The sequence below is a fragment of the Hyphomonas sp. genome (assembly GCF_041398385.1).
Lineage (GTDB): Bacteria > Pseudomonadota > Alphaproteobacteria > Caulobacterales > Hyphomonadaceae > Hyphomonas.
Genome location: NZ_JAWKUW010000001.1, coordinates 410,463 through 434,845, shown reverse-complemented (window position 1 = coordinate 434,845; position 24,383 = coordinate 410,463). Strand labels below are relative to the sequence as shown.

Annotated in this window: 24 protein-coding genes and 1 other RNA gene; 16 read left to right on the top strand and 9 right to left on the bottom strand. The window is 62.7% G+C overall.

The features are described 5' to 3' along the window. Positions 1-9: 9 nt before the first annotated feature. The 4 genes from R3C13_RS02095 to R3C13_RS02080 all read left to right on the top strand — a co-directional run bounded on the left by R3C13_RS02095 (position 10) and on the right by R3C13_RS02080 (position 3,469). Positions 10-717 (top strand): CoA transferase subunit A, encoded by a 708-nt coding sequence (locus R3C13_RS02095; protein ID WP_371309137.1) that lies wholly within the window; start codon positions 10-12, stop codon positions 715-717. Beyond that, entirely contained in the window at positions 717-1,346 is a 630-nt protein-coding gene (locus tag R3C13_RS02090) for a CoA transferase subunit B (protein ID WP_371309136.1), read from the top strand. The genes R3C13_RS02095 and R3C13_RS02090 overlap by 1 nt, the downstream gene beginning before the upstream one ends. A 5-nt stretch (positions 1,347-1,351) precedes the next feature. Then, on the top strand, positions 1,352-2,539 hold the full coding sequence (locus tag R3C13_RS02085; RefSeq protein WP_371309135.1) for an amino acid aminotransferase: 1,188 nt from the start codon (positions 1,352-1,354) through the stop codon (positions 2,537-2,539). 357 nt (positions 2,540-2,896) lie between these two features. Continuing rightward, the gene (locus R3C13_RS02080) at positions 2,897-3,469 is read left to right on the top strand and encodes a hypothetical protein (RefSeq protein ID WP_371309134.1); all 573 of its coding nucleotides are present in this window, start codon (positions 2,897-2,899) and stop codon (positions 3,467-3,469) included. 49 nt (positions 3,470-3,518) lie between these two features. Here the strand turns inward: R3C13_RS02080 and R3C13_RS02075 are convergent, their stop codons facing one another. Next, positions 3,519-4,442 (bottom strand): thioesterase family protein, encoded by a 924-nt coding sequence (locus R3C13_RS02075; RefSeq protein ID WP_371309133.1) that lies wholly within the window; start codon positions 4,440-4,442, stop codon positions 3,519-3,521. Further along, entirely contained in the window at positions 4,439-4,918 is a 480-nt protein-coding gene (locus tag R3C13_RS02070) for a transcriptional repressor (RefSeq protein ID WP_371309132.1), read from the bottom strand. Before R3C13_RS02070 ends, R3C13_RS02075 begins: the two co-directional genes overlap by 4 nt. A 143-nt stretch (positions 4,919-5,061) precedes the next feature. On the opposite strand from R3C13_RS02070, the gene R3C13_RS02065 reads away from it, so the two are divergent. After that, positions 5,062-5,448, top strand: a complete 387-nt coding sequence (locus tag R3C13_RS02065) for a MarR family transcriptional regulator (protein WP_371309131.1) — start codon at positions 5,062-5,064, stop codon at positions 5,446-5,448. A gap of 22 nt (positions 5,449-5,470) precedes the next feature. Continuing rightward, positions 5,471-6,349, top strand: coding sequence for an NlpC/P60 family protein (locus R3C13_RS02060; RefSeq protein WP_371309130.1), 879 nt, complete (start codon positions 5,471-5,473; stop codon positions 6,347-6,349). Here the strand turns inward: R3C13_RS02060 and R3C13_RS02055 are convergent, their stop codons facing one another. Further along, positions 6,350-7,186, bottom strand: coding sequence for a cytochrome c family protein (locus R3C13_RS02055; protein WP_371309129.1), 837 nt, complete (start codon positions 7,184-7,186; stop codon positions 6,350-6,352). It abuts the gene before it with no gap. A 138-nt stretch (positions 7,187-7,324) separates the two neighbouring features. On the opposite strand from R3C13_RS02055, the gene R3C13_RS02050 reads away from it, so the two are divergent. From R3C13_RS02050 to R3C13_RS02030, 5 genes are all read left to right on the top strand, one after another. Beyond that, positions 7,325-8,161: a prephenate dehydratase gene (locus R3C13_RS02050; RefSeq protein ID WP_371309128.1), complete on the top strand. Its 837-nt coding sequence runs from the start codon at positions 7,325-7,327 to the stop codon at positions 8,159-8,161. Between the two features lie 52 nt (positions 8,162-8,213). Then, a complete protein-coding gene (locus R3C13_RS02045) occupies positions 8,214-8,822 on the top strand; it encodes a hypothetical protein (RefSeq protein WP_371309127.1) in 609 nt (202 codons plus the stop codon). A 151-nt stretch (positions 8,823-8,973) separates the two neighbouring features. Continuing rightward, positions 8,974-9,495, top strand: a complete 522-nt coding sequence (locus tag R3C13_RS02040; protein WP_371309126.1) for a hypothetical protein — start codon at positions 8,974-8,976, stop codon at positions 9,493-9,495. 79 nt (positions 9,496-9,574) lie between these two features. Continuing rightward, entirely contained in the window at positions 9,575-10,033 is a 459-nt protein-coding gene (locus R3C13_RS02035) for a YHS domain-containing (seleno)protein (RefSeq protein ID WP_371309125.1), read from the top strand. 94 nt (positions 10,034-10,127) lie between these two features. Further along, positions 10,128-10,418: a hypothetical protein gene (locus R3C13_RS02030; RefSeq protein ID WP_371309124.1), complete on the top strand. Its 291-nt coding sequence runs from the start codon at positions 10,128-10,130 to the stop codon at positions 10,416-10,418. A gap of 65 nt (positions 10,419-10,483) precedes the next feature. On the opposite strand, the gene nudC is transcribed toward R3C13_RS02030, so the two are convergent. Beyond that, positions 10,484-11,407 carry an NAD(+) diphosphatase gene (nudC, locus tag R3C13_RS02025; protein ID WP_371309123.1) on the bottom strand — a complete coding sequence of 308 codons (924 nt, stop codon included), beginning with the start codon at positions 11,405-11,407 and terminating at the stop codon, positions 10,484-10,486. Positions 11,408-11,432: 25 nt separating this feature from the next. Next, positions 11,433-12,389 carry a glycoside hydrolase family 43 protein gene (locus R3C13_RS02020; RefSeq protein ID WP_371309122.1) on the bottom strand — a complete coding sequence of 319 codons (957 nt, stop codon included), beginning with the start codon at positions 12,387-12,389 and terminating at the stop codon, positions 11,433-11,435. 74 nt (positions 12,390-12,463) lie between these two features. Between R3C13_RS02020 and R3C13_RS02015 the strand changes: the two genes are divergently transcribed. Both R3C13_RS02015 and typA read left to right on the top strand, forming a co-directional pair. After that, positions 12,464-14,173 carry a hypothetical protein gene (locus R3C13_RS02015; RefSeq protein ID WP_371309121.1) on the top strand — a complete coding sequence of 570 codons (1,710 nt, stop codon included), beginning with the start codon at positions 12,464-12,466 and terminating at the stop codon, positions 14,171-14,173. A 93-nt stretch (positions 14,174-14,266) separates the two neighbouring features. Next, complete coding sequence (gene typA / locus R3C13_RS02010; protein WP_371309120.1) at positions 14,267-16,099, top strand: translational GTPase TypA; 1,833 nt, start codon at positions 14,267-14,269, stop codon at positions 16,097-16,099. Here typA and R3C13_RS02005 read toward each other — a convergent pair whose 3' ends face one another. Continuing rightward, entirely contained in the window at positions 16,100-16,507 is a 408-nt protein-coding gene (locus tag R3C13_RS02005) for a globin (protein WP_371309119.1), read from the bottom strand. A 96-nt stretch (positions 16,508-16,603) separates the two neighbouring features. Next, positions 16,604-19,282, bottom strand: coding sequence for a caspase family protein (locus R3C13_RS02000; RefSeq protein ID WP_371309118.1), 2,679 nt, complete (start codon positions 19,280-19,282; stop codon positions 16,604-16,606). Between the two features lie 144 nt (positions 19,283-19,426). Here R3C13_RS02000 and ffs point away from each other — a divergent pair. Next, positions 19,427-19,519: signal recognition particle sRNA small type (gene ffs, locus R3C13_RS01995), an RNA gene on the top strand. Between the two features lie 19 nt (positions 19,520-19,538). Here ffs and R3C13_RS01990 read toward each other — a convergent pair. Both R3C13_RS01990 and R3C13_RS01985 read right to left on the bottom strand, forming a co-directional pair. Then, positions 19,539-20,138 carry a YiiX/YebB-like N1pC/P60 family cysteine hydrolase gene (locus R3C13_RS01990; RefSeq protein ID WP_371309117.1) on the bottom strand — a complete coding sequence of 200 codons (600 nt, stop codon included), beginning with the start codon at positions 20,136-20,138 and terminating at the stop codon, positions 19,539-19,541. Continuing rightward, complete coding sequence (locus R3C13_RS01985) at positions 20,123-20,923, bottom strand: hypothetical protein (protein ID WP_371309116.1); 801 nt, start codon at positions 20,921-20,923, stop codon at positions 20,123-20,125. The genes R3C13_RS01990 and R3C13_RS01985 overlap by 16 nt, the downstream gene beginning before the upstream one ends. Before the next feature lie 453 nt (positions 20,924-21,376). Between R3C13_RS01985 and R3C13_RS01980 the strand changes: the two genes are divergently transcribed. Together R3C13_RS01980 and R3C13_RS01975 are read left to right on the top strand one after the other, a co-directional pair. Then, positions 21,377-23,149 (top strand): ribonucleoside-diphosphate reductase subunit alpha, encoded by a 1,773-nt coding sequence (locus tag R3C13_RS01980; protein WP_371309633.1) that lies wholly within the window; start codon positions 21,377-21,379, stop codon positions 23,147-23,149. Positions 23,150-23,529: 380 nt separating this feature from the next. Continuing rightward, positions 23,530-24,381, top strand: a complete 852-nt coding sequence (locus R3C13_RS01975; RefSeq protein WP_371309115.1) for a hypothetical protein — start codon at positions 23,530-23,532, stop codon at positions 24,379-24,381. Positions 24,382-24,383: the final 2 nt, after the last annotated feature.

Sequence of the window (24,383 nt, the reverse complement as noted above, 5' to 3'; positions counted from 1 at the left end):
CCATCCCGCATGGCCGGAAAAGTCTATTCAACTGCCAAGGAAGCCCTCGAAGGCCTGACCTTCGACGGCATGACCGTGATGGCCGGGGGCTTCGGCCTCTGCGGCATCCCGGAGAACCTGATCCTCGCCTTGCGCGACTCGGGCGTCAAAGGCATCACCGCGATTTCCAACAATGCCGGCGTCGACGATTTCGGCCTCGGCCTCCTGCTCCAGACGCGGCAGATCAAAAAGATGGTCTCGTCCTATGTCGGCGAGAACAAGGAGTTCGAGCGCCAGTATCTTTCCGGCGAGCTGGAAGTCGAATTCAACCCGCAGGGCACGCTGGCAGAGCGCTGCCGCGCCGGCGGGGCAGGCATTCCCGGCTTCTACACCAAGACCGGCGTCGGCACGCTGGTCGCCGAAGGCAAGGAACACCGCGAGTTCAACGGCGAGACGTACATTCTCGAAACCGGCCTCGTGTCCGACCTCTCGATCGTGAAGGCCCAGAAGGGCGACACGCAGGGCAATCTCGTCTTCAACAAGACGGCCCGCAACTTCAACCCGCCCATGGCCATGGCCGGCAAGGTCACCGTGGCCGAAGTGGAGGAACTCGTCCCCACCGGCGACATCGACCCCGATGAAATCCACCTGCCGGGCATCTTCGTCCAGCGCATCGTGAAGGGCACCTTCGAGAAGCGCATCGAGCAACGCACAGTACGGAAGCGGGAGCACTACTAATGCCCTGGACACGCGACGACATGGCGGCCCGCGCCGCCAAGGAACTTCACGACGGTTACTATGTGAACCTCGGCATCGGCATCCCGACGCTGGTGGCGAACCACATTCCGGACGACATGGACGTCACCCTCCAGTCGGAGAACGGCATGCTCGGCATGGGCCCGTTCCCCTATGAAGGCGAGGAAGACCCCGACCTCATCAATGCCGGCAAGCAGACCATCACCACGCTGCCGCGTTCCAGCTTCTTCGACAACGCGACCAGCTTCGCGATGATCCGCGGCGGCCATATCGACGTCGCCATCCTCGGCGCCATGGAAGTCGCGGAAAATGGCGACCTCGCCAACTGGATGATCCCCGGCAAGATGGTGAAGGGCATGGGCGGCGCGATGGATCTCGTCGCCGGCGTCAAGCACATCGTCGTCGTCATGGATCACACCAACAAGGCCGGCGAAACGAAAGTGCTGAAGGCCTGCACCCTGCCGCTCACCGGCAAGGGCGTGGTCAAGCGCATCATCACCGATCTCTGCGTGATGGATGTGGTGCCCGGCGGCCTCAAGGTCATCGAACTCGCCCCCGGCGTCTCCATGCAGGACGTGAAGGACAAGACCGAAGCGACGCTCGTCGCCTGATCGCCATGTCACTCTATTCCGGACTCTCGACCCTTCCGCCCGATGCACTGCTCGGCCTGATGGTCGCTTATCGCGAAGACGCGCGGCCCGAGAAATTCGATCTCGGCGTCGGCGTCTACAAGGACGAGGCGGGCAGGACGCCTATCCTCTCGGCCGTGAAAAAGGCCGAAGCGCGCATGCTCGCGGCGCAGGACACCAAGGTCTATGAAGGCCCCCGCGGCAATGTGGAGTTCTGCTCCCATGTCGAGGATTTCGTCTTCGGGGCCGACCATCCCGCCCGCAAGCAGGGCCGCACGCTGTCCTTCACCGCGCCCGGCGGCTGCGGCGCCCTCTTCGCCGGCGTCAGCCTCATGCGCCGCATGGGCACGAAGAAAGTCTGGGTCTCGAACCCGACCTGGCCGAACCATCCGAATGTGGTGAAATCCCTCGGCCTCGCCGTCGCGGAATACGACTATGCCGTGGGCGGACGGCTCTCGCCCACCGGAATCCTCGACGCCCTGATGCGGGCTGAGCCCGGCGACGGCGTCATCATCCAGGGCCCGTGCCACAACCCGACCGGCATCGACATACCCTACCGCTTCTGGACGACGCTCGGCGAACTCGCAAAAGCCAAGGGCCTCGTCGTCATGATCGATGTCGCCTATCATGGCTTCGCCGAAAGCCTCGACAAGGACATGGCTGGCGTGCGCGCCTTCCTCGATGCGGCGGGGGAGGGCATGGTCGCCTATTCCTGCTCCAAGAATTTCGGGCTCTACCGCGAGCGCACCGGCTGCTTCCTCGCCCTCGGCGCGACGCCGGAAGGCATTACAGCGGCGACCACCCATGTCGCCGACATCGGCCGCGCCACCTGGTCCATGCCGCCCGCCCACGGCGCCGGCATCGTCGCCACCATCCTTGGCGACAAGGAATTGCGCGCCGAATGGGAAGCCGAACTCACCTCGATGCGCGAACGGATGATCGCTCTGCGCAAGGCGCTCTCCGACGCGCTTGTCGCCAAGACCGGCTCCAACGAACTCGCCGAGCTTTCCAACCAGAACGGCATGTTCAGCCAGCTGCCGATCTCGCCCGACGGCGCGAAGAAACTCCGCGAAGAGCTCGGCCTCTACATGCCGTCCTCCGGCCGCATCAACATCGCCGGCATCAACGCCAACGACATCCCCCGCATTGCGGAGATACTGGCGACGGCGCTTTAGGGTTCATTCACTTGCATTCGGAAATAGCGGCACTGTAGAGAATGGCGCGTGTCCAGTGGATGCCGGAATGGCTGCGAACCGAGGGCCGACAATCGAATCCCCTTGTCGAGCCAGATCCTTCTATGGTCATGTCCTAGTGTTCAAAGCGCGAGGAACAATATGGCTGATCTAGTTCTATTGACTGTGGGAGGCCAAGACCCCGTGCGCTGCGCGTCGATAGCAGATGCGGAGGACTTAGCGAAGAACGCTACCGAGGAGCCGATAGTATTGACGATAACGCCATGTGGAGGCGGTCCCGTGACAACCCTTCAATACAATCAGTTAATCGCGGATTGGGTTGCGGGAGAATAAGAATAGATGCCGAAGTTGTATTCTTTTGCCGGACCACTGCTTGTCTTGGTGTTGGCCCTTTCCTTCGGCTCAGCGCGTGGAGAGATAGGCTCTCAAGACAACCCAAAATACAACTCGTCAATCAACCCCAAATACAATTCCTCGATCAATCCAAATTACAACTCGTCGATCAATCCAAAATACAACACCTCAATCAACCCGAAATATAACACGTCGATCAATCCGGATTACAGCACTGCGATCAACCCGGATTACAATACGTCGATCAATCCAACCTATAACATTTCGATCAATCCGACCTACAAGCCTTCTCTCTCCCCGGAATACGGAAGTTGGAGTGGCTATTATCTGTTCGATCTTGATGCAGAGCCCATCGGCATCGTGGTTTTCGCAAACAGTGACAATCTGCTGGTCTTCTCTCCATCAATGGAATGGATCGGAAACCTTATCGGCAATAGCGAAGGCGGCTTCAATTGGTTCTCGCTTGAAAACGATTGGATCGCCTTTGCCGCGAAAAATAGCGAAGGAGGCTACAACATTTTCACACAGGACGGCGAGTGGATCGCTTTCATGGATTGAAACCTGAAAATGGCGAGCCGCCGATCCTGCTTCTTGTCTCTGAAGTCGCCTAAATCCCCAGCCCCTTCGGCGCCAGCCGCTCAAGTTCCGCCAGCGCCTCTGGCGCCGCCGGAATCGCCTTGCGCGCGTCGAGGTCCAGCGTGATCGCCACCGCGCGGGTTGTCGCCCAGGGCTTGCCCGTCACCGGGTCCATTACCCAATGGTACAGGCTGTGCGTCTTTCCGATGACGTCGCCAAGGCCGGTATAGACTTCGAACAAATCGCCCGCCTGCGGCCAGGCATGATAACGGATGCGGTACTCCAGCACCGCCGCGCCCATGCGCAGGCCGCCCGCCGTCTCGGCCACTGTCTTGCGCCAGCCATGCAGGAGGTTCGGCACCGAATCCGACACCCGGCCGATGATCCATTGCGGTTCCATCCATCCGTGCACGTTGAGATGCTTGGCCGGCACGGCGCCCATGCCGATGCACGGAACGCCCAGCGAGCGGGGCAGGTCGATGGAGATGTCTGTCAGCGGAATGCCCGGCGCATCCGGGTCGATCGAGCGCGGCGCGGATTCCTCCGGCGGCGTGCCCAGATCGTCGGCCATCGCGGCGCGCACGCGCTTGCCCCAGGCGAAGGGCTCGATGCTCGACGTATCGACATGCGCAATCCGTGTGCGGAAGCAGGCGGCCAGTTCGCCATCGCCATGGCGCAGCTCCTGGTACACCACCGCATCGCGCTCGCCGACTTCGACGAGGCAGCCCTGCATCGTGATCGGCCGCCCTGGCAACACTTCGCGCACGAAGCGGATATGCTGGTCCACCGGAATGATCGTCGACGGCGCATTCTTGGCAAAGGCGTGCGGCATGCCGAGCGCATGGGCGAACACCGCAAGGCCTTCCATCTGCTTCTCGACATAGACGCGCACATTCATGTGCCCCATCTCGTCGCAATCCCACTGGTTGCAGATGCCCCGCCAGACAGTCTTCACGCGGCACAGTCCCGGCAGATGCCGCGCACTTCGACCACGGCGCGGTTCATATGGAAGCCGGCCGCAGCCGTTTCCGTTTTCAGCGCCGCATTCGTGGCCACCGCATGCAGTTCCTCTGCGCCATGGCACTTCTCGCAGATCAGGAACACGGCCGAATGCTTGTGGCTGGTATGGCCGCAGGCGACATAGGCGTTGAGGCTCTCGATCTTGTGGGCAAGGCCCGTCTCCTGCAGGAAGTCGAGCGCCCGGTAGATGGTCGGCGGCTTCGCCGCGCCTTCGCCGTCGAGATTGGCCAGCAGGTCATAGGCCTTGGCCGGCTCCGCACTCTCCAGCAGCAGGCGCAGCACCTTGCGGCGGATCTTCGTCATCCGCTGGCCCTGACGGGCGACGAGGGTCTCTGCCTCGTTCAGGAACGCGTCGATATCCTGCGGGCTGCAGGGCGTGTTGGCATGGGAATGTGAGTGCGCGGTGGCCATGGCCCCAATGTCGGGTGTTTTGTCCACAATGTGAAGGGGCTGCAGCGCCTCAGGCGAGTGCGGCCGCGGGTCTCGAGGGGTGGACGGCCCCGGCAAATCAGCCGAGATTCTTCCAGAGAACGAAACCGGGAAGGGCTAAAGGGATGGAATTGTCGGAGCGCGATGGTCTGGAACTCTGGCGCCGCGCGGTCACCGCGTCGGTCCGTTCCGAGGCGCCGGACCTCACCGCCCGCCAGCAGGCCATCCTGATGACCATTTGCCTCTCGGCCGGTCCGCACACGGTGCGCGGCCTTGCCGAACAGCTGAACATTGCCAAGCCTGCCGTCACCCGCGCGCTCGACACGCTGGAGCGGCTCGACTTCATCCGCCGCGTGCGCGACGAGGCGGACCTGCGCAACATCTTCCTTGAGCGCAAGCCGGAGGGGACGGCCTATCTCCGGGCCTTTGCCGGCCTTATAATGGCCGCAGCCGCCGGCAAGGATGCCGAGGCTGCCGCTGCCAAGCCGTCGCGCAAGGCATCTGCGGCCTGAGGAAACCGCCGCGGGGCCATTCATGCCTGACTTTGACGACAAGCGCCTGACCCCGCCACCCGGACGGGGCACGCCCTGGCAGGTGCTGGCCGCATCGGTCGCCGTCCGCGAAGCGCCCGCCGCCGATGCCCGCCTCGCCTCCGAAGCGCTGCATGGCGAAGCGCTCGACGTCCATGACGCGAAGGACGGCTTCGCCCTCGTCCAGTGCCGCCGCGACCGCTATATCGGCTGGGCCGATGTCAGGGGGATAAGCGAGGGGATAACTGGCCGGACACACCGCGTCGCGACCCTGCGCACCCATGCCTATGCGGCGCCGGACCTCAAATCGCCTCCCATGATGGTGCTGAGCCTCGGCGCCCTGGTGCGCGTCACGGGGCAGGAGGGCGACTGGCGGCACTGCGACGGCGCCGGCTGGGTCAACTCACGGCATCTGGAAGTCAATTATGACCCCTCCGGAAGTCTCGCGCCGGTCATGCCGGATGCCGTATCGGTTGCCCTCAAATTCCTCGGCACGCCCTATCTCTGGGGTGGCCGCACCAGCCTCGGCCTCGACTGCACCGGCCTCACCCAGCAGGCCTTCGAGGCCGCCGGCGTGCTCCTGCCGCGCGACAGCGACATGCAGTTCGCCTGGTGTGGAGCGGCGATTGCAGACTGGCGGGCGCCCGGCGTGCTCCGTCGCGGCGATCTCGTCTTCTGGAAGGGCCATGTCGGCGTGATGACCGATCCGGAAACCCTGCTGCACGCGAACGCCTGGCACATGGCTGTTGCGCAGGAACCATTACAGGATGCAATCACCCGGATCGCAAACTATTACGCCGAGCCCATAGGGGCCCGGCGCATAGATGTCTCGTCTGAGAGAGGGCAGGTTCCGGCCTGGAAGGCCTCGCCCGCCGCGGCCTGACTATTCCTCGACGTCGGTACCTTCCGGCGTCAGGGCGTCCAGCGCGTCTTCCGCAGCATCCGTTGCCGCGTCAGCAGATTCTTGCACCACGTCGGTCACGGCTGCGGCTGCATCCTCGACTGTCGCCGAAGCACCTTCCACGACGCCCTCAGGAGCCGCTTCGCCTTCTGCAGGGGCTTCAGCGCCGTCGGCAGGCGCATCACCGCCAGCCGCCAGCGGTGCCGGGAACGCCGGAGCATTCGGCGAGTTCTGCGCGAGGTAGGCAATCACGTTCATCCGGTCGGCATCCTTGCGCAGGCCGGCGAAGGACATCGACGTGCCGCGGGCGAAGGAAGACGGATTGGTCAGCCAGTGGTCCAGGTCCTCATAGGTCCAGGTGCCGCCTACGGCAGAAAGCGCTGCGGAGTAGCTGAAGCCGGAATGGTGGCCTTTGTCCGCGCCGACCACGCCGTGCAGGTTCGGGCCGGTGCCGTTGGAGCCGCCATCCTCGATCGTGTGGCAGGTGGTGCACTGGCCCTTGAAAGTCCGCTCGCCGCGGGCCGGGTCGGCCGCTGCCAGCAGGGCGCCGAGGTCGAACACTGTTTCCTCAGCCACTTCACCGCCGCCGCTGCCGCCGGCGATTTCGATGCAGTAAGCGAATTTCCCGCACATCTCTTCCGACATCGACGTCGCTTCAGCATGCTCTTCGCCGTGATGGCCTTCGCCGCCCGAGCTGAACACGATGTCCGAAAGCGACTTCAGGCCAAACAGGCCGAGCGCGGTAGCCAGCAAGGCCCCGAGGATCTTGTTGAGACCGAGTTCCCCCATGAGGATGTTCCTTCGAATCTGTCTGGTCATAAGTCTTGGCGCGCGCCTTTTGGCACGCTAACGGAAACGTCGCAATATAAAGCCTGCGCACGGGGGTGGCTTCACCCTTCTGTCGCGGCGATCCGACGCAGTGTTTGTTACAGGAATTCAGGGGTGAGGGCCGGGAAAATGACGGGAAAGATCGCTTATCAGGGCGAGCCGGGGGCCAATTCGCATATCGCCTGCAACCAGGCCTTTCCGGGCATGGAACCGATGTCCTGCCGCACCTTCGAGGATTGCTTCGCTGCCGTCGAACGCGGCGACGCCGATCTTGCCATGATCCCGGTCGAGAACACCATCGCCGGACGGGTGGGGGATATCCACTCCCTCCTTCCGGGGACAAGCCTGCAGATCGTCGGCGAATACTACCTGCCGATCCGGTTCCAGCTGATGGCCCTGCCGGGCAGCAGGCTGGAAGAGGTGACCAGGGCGCGCTCCCACATCATGGGCCTCGGCCAGTGCCGCAACTTCCTGCGCCAGCACGGCATCGAGCCGGTGACGTCTGCCGACACCGCTGGCGCCGCCCGCGAAGTGGCCGAACTGGGTGACCGCACCGTCGCCGCCATCGCCCCGCGCCTGGCCGCTGAGGTCTACGGCCTCGACATCCTCGCCGAGGACATCGAGGACGCCGCGCACAACACGACGCGCTTCATCATCATGGCGCGCGATGGCGCCGAGATCGACGCCGAGCACGGGCCCGCCAAGACGGCCTTCCTGTTCGAAGTGCGCAACATTCCGGCGGCCCTGTTCAAGGCGCTCGGCGGCTTTGCCACCAACGGCGTCAACATGACCAAGCTGGAAAGCTACATGGTCGGCGGCCAGTTCACCGCCACGCAATTCTATGCCGAGATCGAGGGGCATCCTGACGAGCGCCCCGTACAGCTGGCGCTAGAGGAACTCGGATTCTTCACCCAGTCGATGAAGCTGCTCGGCGTTTTTCCCTCTGCGCCTGACCGCGCCGTCTGAGGGATAAGTCCCGCTCAATCCGCCTGATAGAGCGCCGTGCGATCTTTCACGCATGACGGCGAACCGCGACTTTCTCGACGAAGGCTTCCGCGCAGTGGGCGATGGCCTGTTGCGCATCGTCGACCGCGCGAGCCTGCATCTGCAGCCCTTGGCCCTGACAAAGCGGATGAGGCGCCGCTGCATGGCCGGGATGAGACAGCTCACGCTCATTCTGCGCCGTCTTCTGTTCCTGCTCGCGCTGTCCATCGTCCTGCCGCCGGCGAAGCCGCGGCACAGGTCCGGTGCGGCCTGCCCGGACGGTGTCGAAGACGTCACCGCCACGTTCAGGGCGCCGGTGAGGGGGATCGCGCTCGTGCCCGGCCTCTCCGGAGCCTTTCCGGAGCGTCTTCGGAGCCTCACACGTGTCATCGTTTCCGGCCCGGTGCCGGCAGCGCCGGTCCTCGCGCGCTGGGCAGCGCTGCACCGTATCCTTCAGGCGCCTGACGCTCATGCCCGCCGTCTCGCACAGACGCTCCGCCGCTGGCGGCTGCGCGGTGAACCCCGCCCGCTTGTCGCGCCCTTGGCAGGCGCCCACCGGTTCAGCCCGGCACTGGGCCTTGTTGCCGCGGTCCTGCCCGTGCACCTGAAGCGCGCGCTTGAGGCGTGGCCTGACACCGGCTGACCGCACACGGAAATGAGGCGTCAATGACCGGACCGCGACAGCGTCTCCGGCCTCCTGTGCTGCTCACGCTTTCGTCAGTCCGCTTCACAGGCCTTTGCTTTGCCGGTGAGCGGCATTCCGTGCGACGAACAGCGCCAGAGGGAGACGCACCATGCTCAGCAAGATCAGGACTTACTTACCCATCGCCTACAGCCTCATCGCGTCGGCGGTATTTCTCGACAGCCTTCGCTTCAAGTTCACCAACGCCATCGAGACGCAGGTGATCTTCGGCCGCCTCGATGCCTGGGCGTCCAGCTTCGGGGCAGGCGGCCTGTTCGCCCAGACGGGCCTCTTCAGCCAGTATGTCATCGGCACGGCGGAATTCGCGGCGTCGAGCTTGCTCCTGCTCGGCCTGGTGCCGGCGCTTCGCCGCCTGCAGACAGTCGGCGCGCTGATCGCCGTTGCCGTCATGACCGGCGCGGTCAGTTTCCATCTTTTCACGCCGCTCGGCATCGACCCGAACAATGATGGCGGCGGCCTGTTTGCAATGGCGGTGACGGTCTGGCTGACCTCGATCGCCATGCTCGCCGCCCGGCGCAAAACCCTCTTCACCATCCTTGGCGGCATCCGGGACGTCCTCGTGCCGCCATCGAAAACCGCTCTTCGTTCCGAAGCCCCACTGGCCACAGCCTGAGGCTTCGCGCCGGCCGCCGGACTGCCCCAAACCTCACCCCGTCCGGTGGCCGGCCCTACTTTCGCAAAGGATATTCCAGATGAAACTGCGCACGCTTCTTCTCGCCGCATCGATCGCCGCCATGCCGGTCGTAATTGCTGCGCCAGCGGCCAATGCCGAACCGCCGATCTACACCGCCCGCTTTTCGAACCTCGCCGTGCAGGGCTACGATCCGGTTGCCTATTTCACCGACGGTATGCCGGTCAAAGGGAGCGATGCCTTCACGACGGAATACATGGGGGCGACCTTCCAGTTCTCGTCGGCCGCCAATCGCGATGCGTTCGTCGCGGACCCTGCAAAATTTGCCCCGCAATATGGCGGCTACTGCGCCTGGGCGATGGCCGACGGCAATTATGCCAAGGGCGACGCGAAGTTCTGGCGCATCGTCGATGGCAAGCTCTATCTCAACTACAATGCCGGGGTTCAGAAGAAGTGGGTGAAGGACATTCCGGGCTTCATCTCGAAAGCCGACACGGAATGGGCGGAGCGGAACGACTAGGCGCCCTGCATTCGCTGCATGACAGGCAAGAAAAAAGCGGACGAGGTTTCCCTCGTCCGCTTCTCTTGAAGAAAGTCCGGAGACTTATTTCTTCTTGGCAGCAGGCTTCTTAGCAGCCGGCTTCTTTGCAGCAGGCTTTTTGACGGCCGGCTTTGCTGCTTTCGGGGCAGCTTTCTTGGTCGCTGCAGCGGCCTTGACGACCGGCTTCTTCACAGCCGGCTTCTTAGCCGCCGGCTTTGCAGCTGCCTTTGCGGCCGGCTTCGCAGCCGGCTTCTTGGCGACAACTTTTTTTGCTGCCGGCTTTGCAGCCGTTTTCTTCGCAGCAGGTTTCTTTGCGATTGCCATTTCCGATCTCCTGTCAGTGGCAAGATTTTCACTAATGTGATTCGCGCGAAATCAACTCCAGATTTTCGTCTGTAAGACGAGCGGAAACACGTCTTCCGTGTGCGGTCAAACAGATTTTTCCGTCCAGGCCTTCATGATGTGATGCGCGATGGCCATCGGCGGAGGTGCGAAGATGCTCTCATGAGTTCCTTCGAGGATGCTCACCATCTCTTCACGAGTCACCCAGCGTGCCGACTCGAGTTCTTTCGTATCGACGGAAATGTCGAACGACTCCGCTTCGAGAATGAGGCCGACCATGAGCGAAGACGGGAAGGGCCAGGGCTGGCATGCAATGTATTCTGCGCTGGCAGCATCAGATTTTACACCAGCTTCCTCGAACAGTTCACGCGCTGCGGCCTGTTCGATCGTTTCGCCCGGTTCGCAGAAACCTGCGAGGCAGGAATGGAATCCAGGCGGCCACATTTTCTGTCTTCCGATCAGCGCGCGATCGTCTTTGACCGCCAGCATGATCGCAACCGGATCTGTGCGCGGGAAATGTTCGGCACCGCAAGTCGGACACTGGCGCTTCCATCCGGCTTCGACCATCGCACTTTGCGAACCGCATTTTGAGCAGAACCTGTGACTCTCATGCCACAGGAAAATCGAGCGCGCGGTCGACGCGCAGTTCGCATCCATCGGCGGAATCACCGCGGCCGCTGCGCGGAAGTCGCGAAACTCTCCCGCGCCTGCAATGAGAGAAGAGTCGAGATCGAAGCGGTCAGGAAGATTCATCGCGAACACAGGTGCACCCGCAGAGTCTTCGCCAAGGAAAAGACGCGGCGATCCCGCCGACACGCGCGCAGCTTCCGGTCCCATCCAGACGAGCCCGCTGTCGCGGCCGGGCGAGACGAACGGTTCGCCATTGCGCATCATGAGGATGAGCGCGTCGTCGCGCTGGAACGCGCCTTCAAGCCAGGCTTCGTCTGTGCGCCGGTGCGCTGCGCGATCGATAGGCCGCGCCGCGAGCGGCATGTCGTTTGAATTCGTCATCTGCTGTTCCTGATCTGCGCGAAGCCTATTCCTGCGTCGCGTCGATGATCCTGTCGATCACCGCCTTGTCGACTTTCAGCACGCTGCCATGACGCGTGCCTGCTGGGAAACTGATCTCGCCTGTTATGTCGTCCCATGTTTCGAGATCGTCCGATCGCATCGCGCGCATGCGATGCTCCATATAGGCATCGAAATAGACAAGATAGGTGCCATCAACTTTCATGACTGTGGGCCCTTCGACCCAGACGCCCTCAGGCGAGACCGGTGCGCTCGCCTCACCGAATGGACCGTGTGCCGTTTCGGCAATGGCGATGCGGACATTCTTCTCCGGTACGGGGCGCTTCGTCTCATCCTTGATGAACATGATCGCGCGATCCGGTTCCTGCAGGATCGACGCGTCGATGGAGACAAAGCCGCCATCATAGAAAAGGAAGGTGTCCGAATATGTCTCGAAGTCCCGTGTGGTCACGGCATAGATACGATGGTTGAGCGATTTGCCGATCGTCGAGCGGATGTCGCCGCGGTCGGCCGTATCCGGAAACGTGTCCGGGATCGCGGAAGACCAGAAGATCAGGTATTCTTCCGTGTCCTTCATATAGATAATTTCCGGTGCCCAGGTGTTCATCACATCCGGCACATGCCCCATCACCGGCACGTCCTGTTGTCGGGACCAGTGGATGAGATCGGCGGAATGGGCGACGCCAAGATTGTTCTCCCACCAGCCGGTGGTCCACACCATGTGATACATGCCGTCCGGCCCCTTTATGATGCAGGGATCGCGCATCAGCTTTCCGCCAATCTCGGGCAGCATGAAACTCCGGTCGCCCTTCAGCGCAGTCCAGACATATCCGTCCTCGCTCCAGGCGAGATGAAGGCCGTCTTCGCCGTCGCCGCGAAAGGAAGAAAAGAGATAGGCCTCCTCAGTCGAGGCGCAGGCACCAAGGCACAGCATGGCGGCGAAGCTTGCGAGCACAGGTTTCATTTTTTGATTTCCTCCCGTCTTGCTGTTCGCATCATCGGCCTCCACAAGGGCAAAGAAAAGGGAAGGGCTCCAGAATGGCATTATCGTTCCTGTCTCCGCGCGTGCTGATGGTCGGAGTCATTGCCTTCCTTATGAGTGCGTGCATGTCCGCGCCCGAGACAGACGGAACGGATGAGACCCAAGCGGCCGCCGAGGTCGTCCTGTCGCGACAAGGCTATCATCTCGTCGCGGAGTGGACATTGCCCCTGCCGGTCACGCAGTTCACTTTCCAGCCCGATCCGATGTCGGTTCCGGAACGCGCAGCGGAATGGTCTGCCGATGCCGGCATTTATGCCTTCGACGGTTACGCCCTCTCCCGGCGCGACGGCGCGGCATTCGACCATTTCTCGCTGACGATCCTGCCGGCGCAGAAATTCTATGACCGATTTTATGTGCCGGTCGCGCGCATTGGCGAGGAGGGCTGGGTCGTCTATGGCTGGGCCTTCGCTCCGGAAGGGCAGGACGTCCGGATCCGTGTCGACGGCCTGACGGATGACGACATCATCTACGCGCATGGCGACATGCTGGACGCGGATTCCGAGGTGGATCCCTCCGACTCCGAACTCATTTATTTCGGCCCGCCGCAGAACGTGTCGCAGGGCGTCGCCGGTATCGTCGCGGGGAACGACGTTCCGGGCTGGCTGCATGACCGTCTCGATGCGGAGATCAAAAAGGCCGCGATCCGTTTCTCCGAACGCTATGGCGTGCCGCCGAAAGAATCGCCGGTGCTTGTTGTCACCTATTCCCCAGAGGGCGAGGGACGCAGTTGGAAGGGTGGCTCACTCGGCCGGTTCATCACGATGCACTTGCGCGGCCTCGCGCTGGATCCGTCGAGCGATGACATACTCGGCCAGCTGACAAATCTCGCAGCCCATGAAACGGCGCATGTCTGGCTGGGCCAGATGTTCAACGCGACGGAAAACGATGCGCAGAGCTGGCTGCATGAAGGCGCGGCGGAATATGCGGCCAACCGGGTCTGGATGTCTCCGGACCAATTGGTCGCCTCCGCCGATAGGGCGTTGGCTGAATGCCGCTCGCTGCTCGGTGCCGCATCGCTGCGCGACACCGAAAAGGCAAGCCGAGGTCCTGCGCCTTACCAATGCGGGTTGCTGGTCCAGCTGATTGCCGATGCGGCAGCACATAAAGCAGGGACGGGCGACATTTTCGATATCTGGGCGACCGTGTTTGAGGAGTCCGTTCCGGACGAAGAGGGCCGTCCGTCCTTCGACACAGCGCTTTTCCGCTCGGTCGCTGAGCGCTTTGGCGGCGAGGCGTTCGGGTCGCGCCTCGACAGGCTGGAGGAAGGCTTGAGCGAGGGAGGCTGGCGCGAGTTCGCGGCCGGGCTCTCCGAACTCGGCATCGAGACCGAAGTGCTCGGGCCGGACGACACGCCGCCCGACGAGCCACAACTCGCCATCGATGTTCTCGTCGCCACCCTGAAGGACCACTGCACCGGCGGCTACAGCATCTATGGCAACCCGGACCACTACTTCCTCGACATGGGCGACCGCTGCGCGCCCCCACTCAATGGCGGCCCCAGGGTGGCCTTCGTGAATGGCAAAAGCCTCGTCACCGCCCCCCGAGAGGCCTATACGGCCGTCCGCAGGAGCTGTGCGGCGGGTGAGCCGCTCGTGTTTGCCGGGCCGGATGGGGCGGAGCTGGCGCCAATATCCTGCGGCGACCAGCTGAATGCCCTGCAGACCGTCATCAGCCTCCGCAGCCTGCCTGCCTTCGGCCCGGTCTGAGGCCTTTCTGACACTTGGGCATAGCCAAAACGGGTCTCTTCGGGTACCGGGGCGCCAAAAGCCCCCCATTTCCTCCCCGAAAGACGCTTCGTTATGTCCACGCCTATCGAGAAAATGCGCAATATCGCCATCATCGCCCACGTCGACCACGGCAAGACGACGCTGGTGGACGAGCTGCTGAAGCAATCCGGCACCTTCCGTGAGAACGAGAAGACCGCCGAGCGGATGATGGATTCCAACGATCTCGAAAAAGAGCGCGGTATCACCATCCTTGCCAAGACGACCTCGGTGGAATGGAACGGTTACCGCATCAACATCGTCGACACGCCCGGACACGCCGATTTCGGCGGCGAGGTGGAGCGTATCCTCGACATGGTGGACGGCGCCATCGTGCTGGTCGACGCCGCCGAAGGCCCGATGCCGCAGACCAAGTTCGTGGTCTCCAAAGCGCTGAAAGTGGGCCTGAAGCCCATCGTCGCCGTCAACAAGATCGACAAGCCGGAGCGCCGCCCCGACGAAGTGGTCAATGAAGTGTTCGACCTCTTCGCCAATCTCGATGCGACCGACGAGCAGCTCGACTTCCCCATCCTCTACGGCTCGGCCAAGCAGGGCTGGATGTCGAAACAGTACGAGGAGGCGAAGGCCAACATGGACGAGCTGTTCCAGCTCGTCGTCGATCATGTGCCGGTGCCGAAAGTGGAAGAGGGGCCGTTCCGCTTCCTCGCCACCACGATCTCCGCCGACAATTTCCTCGGCCGCATCCTCACCGGACGCATCGCGTCCGGCATCGTGAAGCCGAACCAGTCCATCAAGGTGCTGAACCGTGAAGGCGAACTGGTCGAGCAGGGCCGCGTCTCGAAAGTGCTCGCCTTCCGCGGCCTTGAGCGCGTGCCGGTGGACGAAGCGCAGGCCGGCGACATCGTCTCGCTCGCGGGCATGACCAAGGCGAACGTCGCCGACACATTCTGCGACCCGTCCGTCACCACGCCGATTGCCGCCCAGCCGATCGACCCGCCGACCATCTCGATGACCTTCCGCGTCAACGACTCGCCGCTCGCCGGCACCGAAGGCACGAAGGTCACCTCCCGGATGATCTGGGACCGGCTGCTGAAGGAAGCTGAAGGCAACGTCGCCCTGAAGGTCGACCGCGCCACCGATGCCGAAGCGTTTACCGTCTCCGGCCGCGGCGAACTCCAGCTGGCCGTGCTGATCGAAACCATGCGCCGCGAAGGCTTCGAACTGGGCGTCTCGCGTCCGCAGGTCGTCTACCAGACCAGCGAGAGCGGCGAACGCCTGGAGCCCATCGAGGAAGTCATCATCGACGTCGACGACGAGCATTCCGGCATCGTCGTGCAGAAACTGTCGGAGCGCAAAGCCGACATGGTCGACATGCGCCCCTCCGGCGTCGGCCGCACGCGGATGGTGTTCTATGCGCCGACGCGCGGCCTGATCGGTTATCAGGGCGAGCTTCTGTCCGATACGCGCGGCACCGCCATCATGAACCGCATCTTCCACGAATACGCCCCGCACAAGGGCCGCATCCAGGGCCGCCACACCGGCGTGCTGATCGCGATGGAGCAGGGCGAGGCCGTCGCCTTCGCGCTGTGGAACCTCGAAGACCGCGGCCCGATGATGATCCATCCGGGCGACAAGGTGTATGGCGGCATGATCGTCGGCGAGCACACGCGCGACAACGATCTCGAAGTGAACGTCCTCAAGGGCAAGAAGCTCACCAACATGCGCGCCTCCGGCTCGGACGAGGCCGTGCGCCTCACGCCGCCGCTGCAGATGACGCTGGAAAAGTCGCTCGCCTACATCGCCGACGATGAACTCGTCGAAGTGACGCCGAAGAACATCCGCCTGCGCAAGATCCATCTCGATCCGAACGTGCGCAAGCGCCAGGCCAAGACGAACGTCGACGCCTGATCAGGCTTTGACGGGTTGCTGCGCGGCGAAGGCGTCCGCCTTCGCCAGCACAGCCGTCCACGCCGTCTCCATCGCCGGCGTCCAGTCCGCGCCCGCGGCTTCCTTCGTCACGTCGCGGATGATGTCGAAGAACACCTCGAACATGCCCGCCGGCACATCATAGGTGTCGTGGTTTTCCCGTTCGGCCCGGATCACCGTCTCGGCCAGCCTGCCGGGACCCTCCGCAAGATCCATCAGGCAGTCGAAAGCCTGCGACAGCATCGACCCCCGCACCCCGCCATCCGTATCCATGCTGAACAGGGGCTCCAGGTCAGGATGCGTACGGAAGAGGCGCGCATAAACCTCCTCCGTCGGATCGCCGAGACGATCGGAGAGAAGGGTGAGGCTATCTGTGAGGGGCTCAGTCATGTGTGGCATTCATGTCTTCCAGAGCCGCCTCGGCAAGGGCGAGGTTGTAGGAGGCCATTTCGTGATGAGCAGGTGCCCGTTCCTCCGTCCATACTTCTAGAGCGAGTTTATACCGCGCTGGCCGAGAGTCAACAGAGCAGTCCCGAGATTGTTCTGTGTCATTGCCCAATCTAGGGGCGTACGATTCTGGGTGCGCTCCTTTAGTGCCTCGCGATATGCGCTAATGGCCTGCTGCAAAGCCGCATCATCGCCATGCTTGCCTATAGTTCGTAGAGCTGTACCGAGATTATTTTGAGCCATGGCCCATTTGAGTGGAGCGCGCTCTCGGGTCCATTCTTTGAGAGCTTCCCGATAAGATCGGACAGCTTCCTGTAATGCAGCGTCATCGCCGCGCGCGCCGAGCGTCGACAATGCAACGCCGAGATTGTTATGTGCGCCCGCCCAATCGAGCGGTGTGCGTTCTTGAGACCATTCTTTTAGGGCCTCCTGAAAAGCGGTGACAGCTTCCTGTAATGCGGCGTCATCGCCGCGTTCGCCTAAGGTCCACAATGCAGCGCCGAGATCGTTCTGGGTTGCAGCCCATTCGAGCGGCACACGTTCCCGAGTGCGTTCTTTGAGGGCTTCCCGGTGGGCGGTAATGGCTTCCAACAGTGCTGCATCGTCGCCTCGCGCGCCGAGTATCCGCAATGCAGTGCCGAGATTGTTCTGGGTTGCGGCCCATTGGAGAGGTGCGCGTTCCCGAGTGCGTTCTTTGAGGGCCTCCTGATAGGCGGTGACGGCTTCCAACAGTGCTGCGTCGTTGCCACGCTCGCCGAGCATCTGCAAAACAGTGCCGAGATCGTTTTGGGATTTCGCCCACTGAAGCGGCACACGGTCACGAGTTCCTTCCTTTAGTGCCTCGCGATATGCGCTAATGGCCTGCTGCAAAGCCGCATCATCGCCGTGCTTGCCTATAGTTCGTAGAGCTGTACCGAGATTATTTTGAGCCATGGCCCAATTGAGTGGAGCGCGCTCTCGGGTCCATTCTTTGAGAGCTTCCCGATAAGATCGGACAGCTTCCTGTAATGCAGCGTCATCGCCGCGCGCGCCGAGCGTCTGTAGTGCTGTGCCGAGATTGTTTTGGGTTGCGGCCCATTGGAGGGGCGCACTGTCACGAGTCACCTCTTGCAGAGCTTCTCGATAGGAAGCGACAGCTTCCCACAACGCGTTGTCATCGCCATGTTTGTCGAGGGCCTGGAGCGTGTTGCCGAGGTTGCTTAAGGTGGCGGCCCACTCAATAGGCGAGTGCTCCCGAGTGCGCTCTTTTAGGGCCTCGCGATAAGCTGCCATGGCCTCTTGTAATGCAGTGTCATCGCCACGTTCGCTCATGGCCCAAAGCGCATTGCCGAGACTGTTCTGGGTCGCGGCCCAATCCCGCGGCACTCGTTTGCGTGGCCGTTCCGACAAAACCTCTCGATAGGCCGCAATGGATGCCAAAAGCAGGTCTGGTTCTGCGTCGTACCGGCCTTGCTCATACAAGGCGTTTCCCTGATTGTATTTCAGCCTTGCCCATTCGAGCGGTTCGGAGCGGGGAACATGGTCGGCGGCGCGGCTGTAGAAGGTGGCGGCTTCCACGAACCGGCCTTCGGTAAAGGCGATGTCGCCGCGTTGCTCTGCACTCTCGATGCCGATGCGTGTCAGCCGGTCGCCGGCGGCGAAGGCGATGCGTTCGACCTCTGCCAGCAATTCGTCGGCGCGGGCGAAGTCGGCCAGGTCGAGGGCGGCGCGCGCTTCCTCGCGCAGGGCCATGATCGCCGGCTCGCCATCTGTAGTCGCCGCATATTTCGCTTCCAGCTCCTTCAGCCGCGTGGCGCTTTCGGCCAGCGCCTCCGGCCATTTTTCGAAGGGGATGTCCGTGTAGCCGAAGGACGCAAGAATGGCCTTCGCCTGTGCCGTGTTGAGGCCCGCGTTCTCGCCCGCCGCCACGAGGAAGTCCGGCGCGCAGGAGACGAGACACACATCCTCGCCATAGAGGAGGTTGTTCGTCCACGGCTTCTGGCCGCCTTCGGTGCGCTGGGCGACGCGCCGCTGCGTCCAGGCGAACACCGAGACGATGTTCTGGTAGGGCCGTGTCATCGCATCCGTCAGAACCGGGGCGAAGACGCCCTCGGTTGCCGTGTCGCCGACGCCGGTGGAGTAGGCGATCAGCATGTCGCTCTGCGCCTCGACGATTTCGAGCCCGCGGGCATCCACGCCCGGCGCCCCGGCATCCTTGCGGGCCATGCCCTTCGTGCCCGGCGCAATCGCGGCGAGCGAGCCGTCGTCCCGGCAGGAATCGAAGATGAGGATGACCGACCGCGCGCCCAGCGCGTCGAACGCGTCGCGCAGGCGGGCGATCTGCAAGCCGTCGCGGGCAAGGTCGTCAGCGCTGGCGATCTCCGCATCGGTGCCGAGCAGGTAGCTTTTCCCCGTGCTCCGGTCGCTTGCGCCATGCCCGGTGAAATAGACCAGCGCGACCGTCTCCGACGCCCCGGCGGCGGTCACATCCTGCCGGAACGCGGCGAGGGCGGCGCCCAGTTGCGCGCGGGTTGCGTCGCGCGTGCGGGTGACGGTGAAGCCGGTGCGGGCGAGGGCGTCTGCCACCGCGTCGGCCTCTCCGGCGGCGGAGGCTATGTCGCGCAGATTGCCGGTATAGTCGCTTTCCTCGATCACCAGGGCGAGGCGTTGTTCGGCAACCGCCGCCTGCGCGGTGACCATCGCGGCGAGAAACGCTATCGCAGTCCATCGGCCGTGCATGTGTCGCTCCCGGTCGGTTCCCCTGGTCGCAGCTTAGCGGCAACGCGGCGGACTTGGGAACCCTCCGGTGGAGCGGGGGGCACCTGCACCCGACTCACTCCCGCTCTTGCGTCCGTCGCCCACGCTGCGCATATAGCCCCCGGGAGGCAGGTGGCGGACGGGCCGCTCGCCAACCGGGTCAGGCCGGGAACGGAGCAGCCCCAACGAGTTTCCGCCCGGGTCGCTCGCCTGTCTCCTTCTTCTATCTCCTGAAACGTCAATGTCCCGCCGAACCGCCCTTTACAGTGCGGGCCTCATGCGCGTGCGGGTTCTGCGAAATATCGGACACGGAGACATAGGTGCGTCCCAGTCTGCTTGTCTTCTCCGGCACTGCGTCCGCGCCCAGCCCGGTGGAGAGGGCGCGCCAGACAAGTTCGGAACAGTAGAGACTGTCATCGTCTGCCAGCGAGAAGCCATGGTCGAACGGCCGGCCGACCACGCTTTCAGCATAGTCGATGTAAGCCGCCCGGGCAGGGCCGGAGAGGTCAACCTCGTAGACGCCGAGATCAGTGACGTCAGAGAGGAAGCCGGCGAGGCTGACGCGGCGGACCGCGCCCGCTTCACCCGGCTTTCCGGTATCCGCATGAATCACCTGCAGGGCTCCGTGCTCATCCGCAACGACAATGCCGATATGGCCCCAGCGCTTGTCGCCTTTCGACCAGTCCGCCGCCAGCCGCGTGCCCGCGCCGGTGGTCGCGCCTTTGAACAACAGGTCTCCGGCTTTGAGCGGCCCGGCCGCTTCAGCCGGAAGTTCGGCCATGGCCGGGAGGGCCATGGCAAGAACAAGAGCGAAGAAGGCGCCTATTTGCTGAAGCAAGATGACATCACCGACTGGCCTTCCGTCGACAGGCCGCCATAGATCGCCTGGCTTGCCTGCGCCATGTTCGAGGCCGCCTTGAGCGAGTCCACGATAAGTTTCGCATCGGCCTCGCTCATGAAGGGACCAGTATAGTCATAGTCATAATCGTCCCAGGCCCGGGATGTGATTGCGCCGGCCGCGCAGGCGCAGGTGAAGTAGCCCTGCGTCTCGGTCGTTGATGAGTTCCCATCGAGCGCCGTGCAGAGCGGGGCCGCCTCGGCCTTGTAACGCGTGAGCGCCTCGGGCACGATCGCTGGCGCGGCCTGAGTCTCCTGCGGCGCAGGTGCGCTGGATTGCTGCGGGCGATTGTTGTTGCCTGTCGCTGGCGCTGAGACGGCATTGGTGAGGTCTTCCCCGTCATCCTTGAAATAGCAGCTGGTCGCAAGCGTGAAGCCGTCTTCCGACATTTCGTCGGTCAGCCGGTAGAGCATGTCGTCGACCGTCTGTTCGTTGGTCACTGCATCCGCGATGACGGCTGCATCCGCTTCGCTCATCAGCGGACCGGTCCAGTCTTCGTCGTCTTCGTTCCAGAGGCGGCCGGTGATCTTGTCCGCGAGGCATCCGCATTCCGACTCGGAATAACCTTCGGGATCGAAGTCCGGCGTTGCGAGTGTCCGCTGCCAAAGCGCAGGGCAGGCCGTCCGGGTCTGAACCTGGTAGGCCTGCAGCGTCGAAAGGGACGACTCAGCCGCTGCGGGCAGCGCCACGGACAGAATCAGGGCGCCAATGATCGGGAATTTCATGGAAACAGGCCTTTCAGCATCAGGAGTGAGGCCCTGCGAGGTGCGCGGCAGGGGACACAAGACAGTGTAGCTGGTCCTCCGGGCCAGGGAAGCGGCCGAATTTTATTTTCGCCTGACAGGCGACCTGCTGCCGCATTTTTCCACAGGCAGATTCCCCGGTGGCGCTTGGGTTTTCGGGGATTTGGCAATAAACTGTTAACCAGATTTCCACGGCGATTTTGACGGTTTTCAGACAATCGTCGTTGACCGGCTGTTAACCTTCAGACACTATATCTAGTGTTCGGAACAACGGATGACGCCACATGTTGGCGTTTGGGGCTGAAGTTCCTATATTTTACTGATGATCTGGAGGGGTGCATGTCTGCAACCAACGCCAAAGCTGTGACCGATAATTCGCCGCGTAAGGGAAAGCCGAAGGTTGGTGCCGATACGCAGTTGCGCATCGTCTCTGCGATGGACGTGCAGACCGACCCGTCGCGCGATGCGCTGCTGACCGAGTTCGGCAAGAAAACCCTCGAAGACCGCTATCTCCTGCCGGGCGAGTCCTATCAGGACATGTTTGCCCGCGTGTCGAAGGCGTTTGCCGACGATCAGGCGCATGCCCAGCGTCTTTACGACTACATGTCGAAGCTCTGGTTCATGCCGGCGACGCCCGTGCTTTCCAATGGCGGTGCTGACCGTGGCCTGCCGATCTCCTGCTTCCTGAACCAGGTCGGCGATTCGCTGGACGATATCGTCGGCACCTGGACCGAGAATGTCTGGCTCGCCTCGAACGGCGGCGGCATCGGCACCTATTGGGGCAATGTCCGCTCCATCGGCGAGAAGGTCGGCCAGAACGGGCAGACGTCCGGCATCATCCCCTTCATCCGCGTGATGGATTCGCTGACGCTCGCGATCTCGCAGGGCTCGCTCCGCCGCGGCTCGGCGGCCTGCTATCTCGACATCCACCACCCGGAAATCGAGGAGTTCCTGGAAATCCGTAAGGCCTCCGGCGACTTCAACCGCAAGTCCCTGAACCTGCACCACGGCCTCAACATCACCGACGCCTTCATGGAAGCCGTCCGGAATGACGAGGATTTCGGCCTGATCTCTCCGAAGACCGGGCAGGTGCTGAAGACGGTCAACGCCCGCAAGCTGTGGCAGAAGATCCTGGAGCTGCGCATCCAGACCGGCGAGCCCTACCTGCTGTTCACCGACACCGTGAACAACGCCATGCCGGCGCACCAGCGCAAGCTGGGCCTGAAGGTCACCCAATCGAACCTCTGCTCGGAAATCACCTTGCCGACCGGCGTTGACCATCGCGGCGTCGACCGCACGGCTGTCTGCTGCCTGTCGTCGGTGAATGCCGAGAAATATCTCGAATGGTCGAAAGACGAGATGTTCCTGGAAGACGTCTTCCGCTTCCTCGACAACGTCCTCGAAGACTTCATCGAGCGCGCGCCGGCCGAGATGGAGCGCGCCGTCTATTCCGCCAAGCGCGAGCGTTCGGTCGGACTGGGCGTCATGGGCTTCCACTCCTTCCTGCAGACCATGAACGTCTCCATGGAAAGCGCGATGGCGAAGGTCTGGAACGAAAAGATCTTCAAGCATGTCCGCAAGGGCGCCGATGCCGCTTCGGTGAAGCTGGCGAAAGAGCGTGGCCCCTGTGAGGATGCGCGCGATGCCGGCATGATGGCCCGTTTCAGCCACAAGATGGCTGTGGCCCCGACGGCATCTATCTCGATCATCTGCGGCGGTACGTCAGCGGGCATCGAGCCGATCCCGGCCAACGTCTACACCCACAAGACCCTGTCGGGCTCCTTCACGGTGAAGAACCAGCAGCTGGAAGAGATGCTGGAGCGCAAGGGCGCCAACACGCCCGAAATCTGGACCTCGATCCTTGAACACGAAGGGTCTGTGCAGCATCTCGACGTGCTCGACGAGCATGAAAAGGCCGTCTTCAAGACCGCATTCGAGCTCGACCAGCGCTGGATCGTGGAGCTTGCAGCCGACCGCACGCCGTATATCTGTCAGTCGCAGTCGCTCAACCTCTTCCTGCCGGGCGATATTTCGAAGTGGGATCTGCACATGCTGCACTGGACGGCGTGGGAGAAGGGCCTGAAGTCGCTCTATTACTGCCGCTCCAAGTCGGTCCAGCGCGCGGCTTTCGCCGGATCCGAGAAAGCGGTCGGCGACAAGATGGAAACGCCCAACACCGACTATGACGAGTGCCTTGCCTGCCAGTGAGCCTGCGCCGGCAAGTAGAATAGTTCTATGTTGCGGCGAGAACGGGTGGCCCCGTTCTCGCCGCAAGTGTTTCCGGATCAGCCTCGGGTGAGTGCCCCGAAACCGGGCAATCCGCACGCCGCAGAACATATTTCTGCCAATTTTTTCAACACGTTAACTTTGCAAGGCAGTCGTTCGGCCCGGATTCTGCATCGAATTTCTCAAGAATTTCCGGGTTCTGTAGTTGTTTCTTCAGGGGCCGGATGTCCAAACATGAATTAATAATTTCAGGGTGGAATGACGTTTGGGCCCGTGTGGCCTTCATGCTACATTAAATGAACCATGGCCTACTTCCCGTTAACGGTTATGTCCGGGAGTTCGCCATGAGAGGTGGTTGGCAGATGGTGTTGGTAGCAGCGAGTACGCTTATTACGATGGCCTGCCAGGGGTGTGTCGCCACGCCCCACGAACAGGCTGTGTCCGGCCCGGCTGTGCCGCCGACGGTTGGCATGCTGTTGGCCGCGCCATCGACGTCCGGACATGTGGCTGATGCCCGTGTGGACGAGATTTCCGTACATATTGTGGATGCGGTTCCAACGCGGTTCTCCGGAACGCCGGTCGGGCTGGGCAGCGAAATGGTCGCCCGTGCGTTTGCCGGAACGCCTGCGGATTTCTCCGCCGGCCCGATGATCGCGACAGCGCCGATTGATACGCCGGAGCTGACCTGGTCCGGCACATCAGCGCTGACTGCGGTTGCTGCAGAACGGACGCGTGCCGCTGCGATCCGGCCAGGCGCTTCTCGCGTCGAGAAAGACATCGCGGCGGAGATTGCTTTCTCCGCGCCCCGTGAAAAGACCGGCCTCGATTTTGAAGTCGGGATCGCCCCGCGTATCGCCGTGCGTGAGGACGGCGAAATTCTGACTCAGCGGTACGGCGGTGAAGTCCGGATCGGTCGCGATTTCGACCTGCTTGATTCAGATGGTCAGCCGCAGGGCTGGTACATCTTTGCCGGTGCCGACGGCGAAGCCCTGGTCTGGGACGCTGACCGCAATGGATTCAATCCGCAACTGGGTGACATGGCCCTGACGGATCAGGTTACGGTCGGCGACATGCAGGCCGGCATCTCCATCCAGCGCGGCGGTGGCCAGCTGTCGCTGTCCTATATCCGCCGCGAAGTGAAATACCAGGATCGCAACGGAAGCGTCAGCGAGAATGAAGATTTCGCAGGGGTAAGTTTTACCATGCGCCGATAGGT

What these genes read in the sequence shown, in the direction of transcription:
- nudC (WP_371309123.1), bottom strand. Translation starts at nt 11,407, where the DNA reads ATGACGAATTCAAACGACATGCCGCTCGCGGCGCGGCCTATCGATCGC.
- R3C13_RS02055 (WP_371309129.1), bottom strand. Translation starts at nt 7,186, where the DNA reads ATGACCAGACAGATTCGAAGGAACATCCTCATGGGGGAACTCGGTCTC.
- R3C13_RS02065 (WP_371309131.1), top strand. Translation starts at nt 5,062, where the DNA reads ATGGAATTGTCGGAGCGCGATGGTCTGGAACTCTGGCGCCGCGCGGTC.
- R3C13_RS02095 (WP_371309137.1), top strand. Translation starts at nt 10, where the DNA reads ATGGCCGGAAAAGTCTATTCAACTGCCAAGGAAGCCCTCGAAGGCCTG.
- R3C13_RS02050 (WP_371309128.1), top strand. Translation starts at nt 7,325, where the DNA reads ATGACGGGAAAGATCGCTTATCAGGGCGAGCCGGGGGCCAATTCGCAT.
- R3C13_RS01975 (WP_371309115.1), top strand. Translation starts at nt 23,530, where the DNA reads ATGGTGTTGGTAGCAGCGAGTACGCTTATTACGATGGCCTGCCAGGGG.
- R3C13_RS02035 (WP_371309125.1), top strand. Translation starts at nt 9,575, where the DNA reads ATGAAACTGCGCACGCTTCTTCTCGCCGCATCGATCGCCGCCATGCCG.
- R3C13_RS01985 (WP_371309116.1), bottom strand. Translation starts at nt 20,923, where the DNA reads ATGAAATTCCCGATCATTGGCGCCCTGATTCTGTCCGTGGCGCTGCCC.
- R3C13_RS02070 (WP_371309132.1), bottom strand. Translation starts at nt 4,918, where the DNA reads ATGGCCACCGCGCACTCACATTCCCATGCCAACACGCCCTGCAGCCCG.
- R3C13_RS01980 (WP_371309633.1), top strand. Translation starts at nt 21,377, where the DNA reads ATGGACGTGCAGACCGACCCGTCGCGCGATGCGCTGCTGACCGAGTTC.
- R3C13_RS02020 (WP_371309122.1), bottom strand. Translation starts at nt 12,389, where the DNA reads ATGAAACCTGTGCTCGCAAGCTTCGCCGCCATGCTGTGCCTTGGTGCC.
- R3C13_RS02080 (WP_371309134.1), top strand. Translation starts at nt 2,897, where the DNA reads ATGCCGAAGTTGTATTCTTTTGCCGGACCACTGCTTGTCTTGGTGTTG.
- R3C13_RS02085 (WP_371309135.1), top strand. Translation starts at nt 1,352, where the DNA reads ATGTCACTCTATTCCGGACTCTCGACCCTTCCGCCCGATGCACTGCTC.
- R3C13_RS02060 (WP_371309130.1), top strand. Translation starts at nt 5,471, where the DNA reads ATGCCTGACTTTGACGACAAGCGCCTGACCCCGCCACCCGGACGGGGC.
- R3C13_RS02045 (WP_371309127.1), top strand. Translation starts at nt 8,214, where the DNA reads ATGACGGCGAACCGCGACTTTCTCGACGAAGGCTTCCGCGCAGTGGGC.
- R3C13_RS02090 (WP_371309136.1), top strand. Translation starts at nt 717, where the DNA reads ATGCCCTGGACACGCGACGACATGGCGGCCCGCGCCGCCAAGGAACTT.
- typA (WP_371309120.1), top strand. Translation starts at nt 14,267, where the DNA reads ATGTCCACGCCTATCGAGAAAATGCGCAATATCGCCATCATCGCCCAC.
- R3C13_RS02015 (WP_371309121.1), top strand. Translation starts at nt 12,464, where the DNA reads ATGGCATTATCGTTCCTGTCTCCGCGCGTGCTGATGGTCGGAGTCATT.
- R3C13_RS02040 (WP_371309126.1), top strand. Translation starts at nt 8,974, where the DNA reads ATGCTCAGCAAGATCAGGACTTACTTACCCATCGCCTACAGCCTCATC.
- R3C13_RS02005 (WP_371309119.1), bottom strand. Translation starts at nt 16,507, where the DNA reads ATGACTGAGCCCCTCACAGATAGCCTCACCCTTCTCTCCGATCGTCTC.
- R3C13_RS02000 (WP_371309118.1), bottom strand. Translation starts at nt 19,282, where the DNA reads ATGCACGGCCGATGGACTGCGATAGCGTTTCTCGCCGCGATGGTCACC.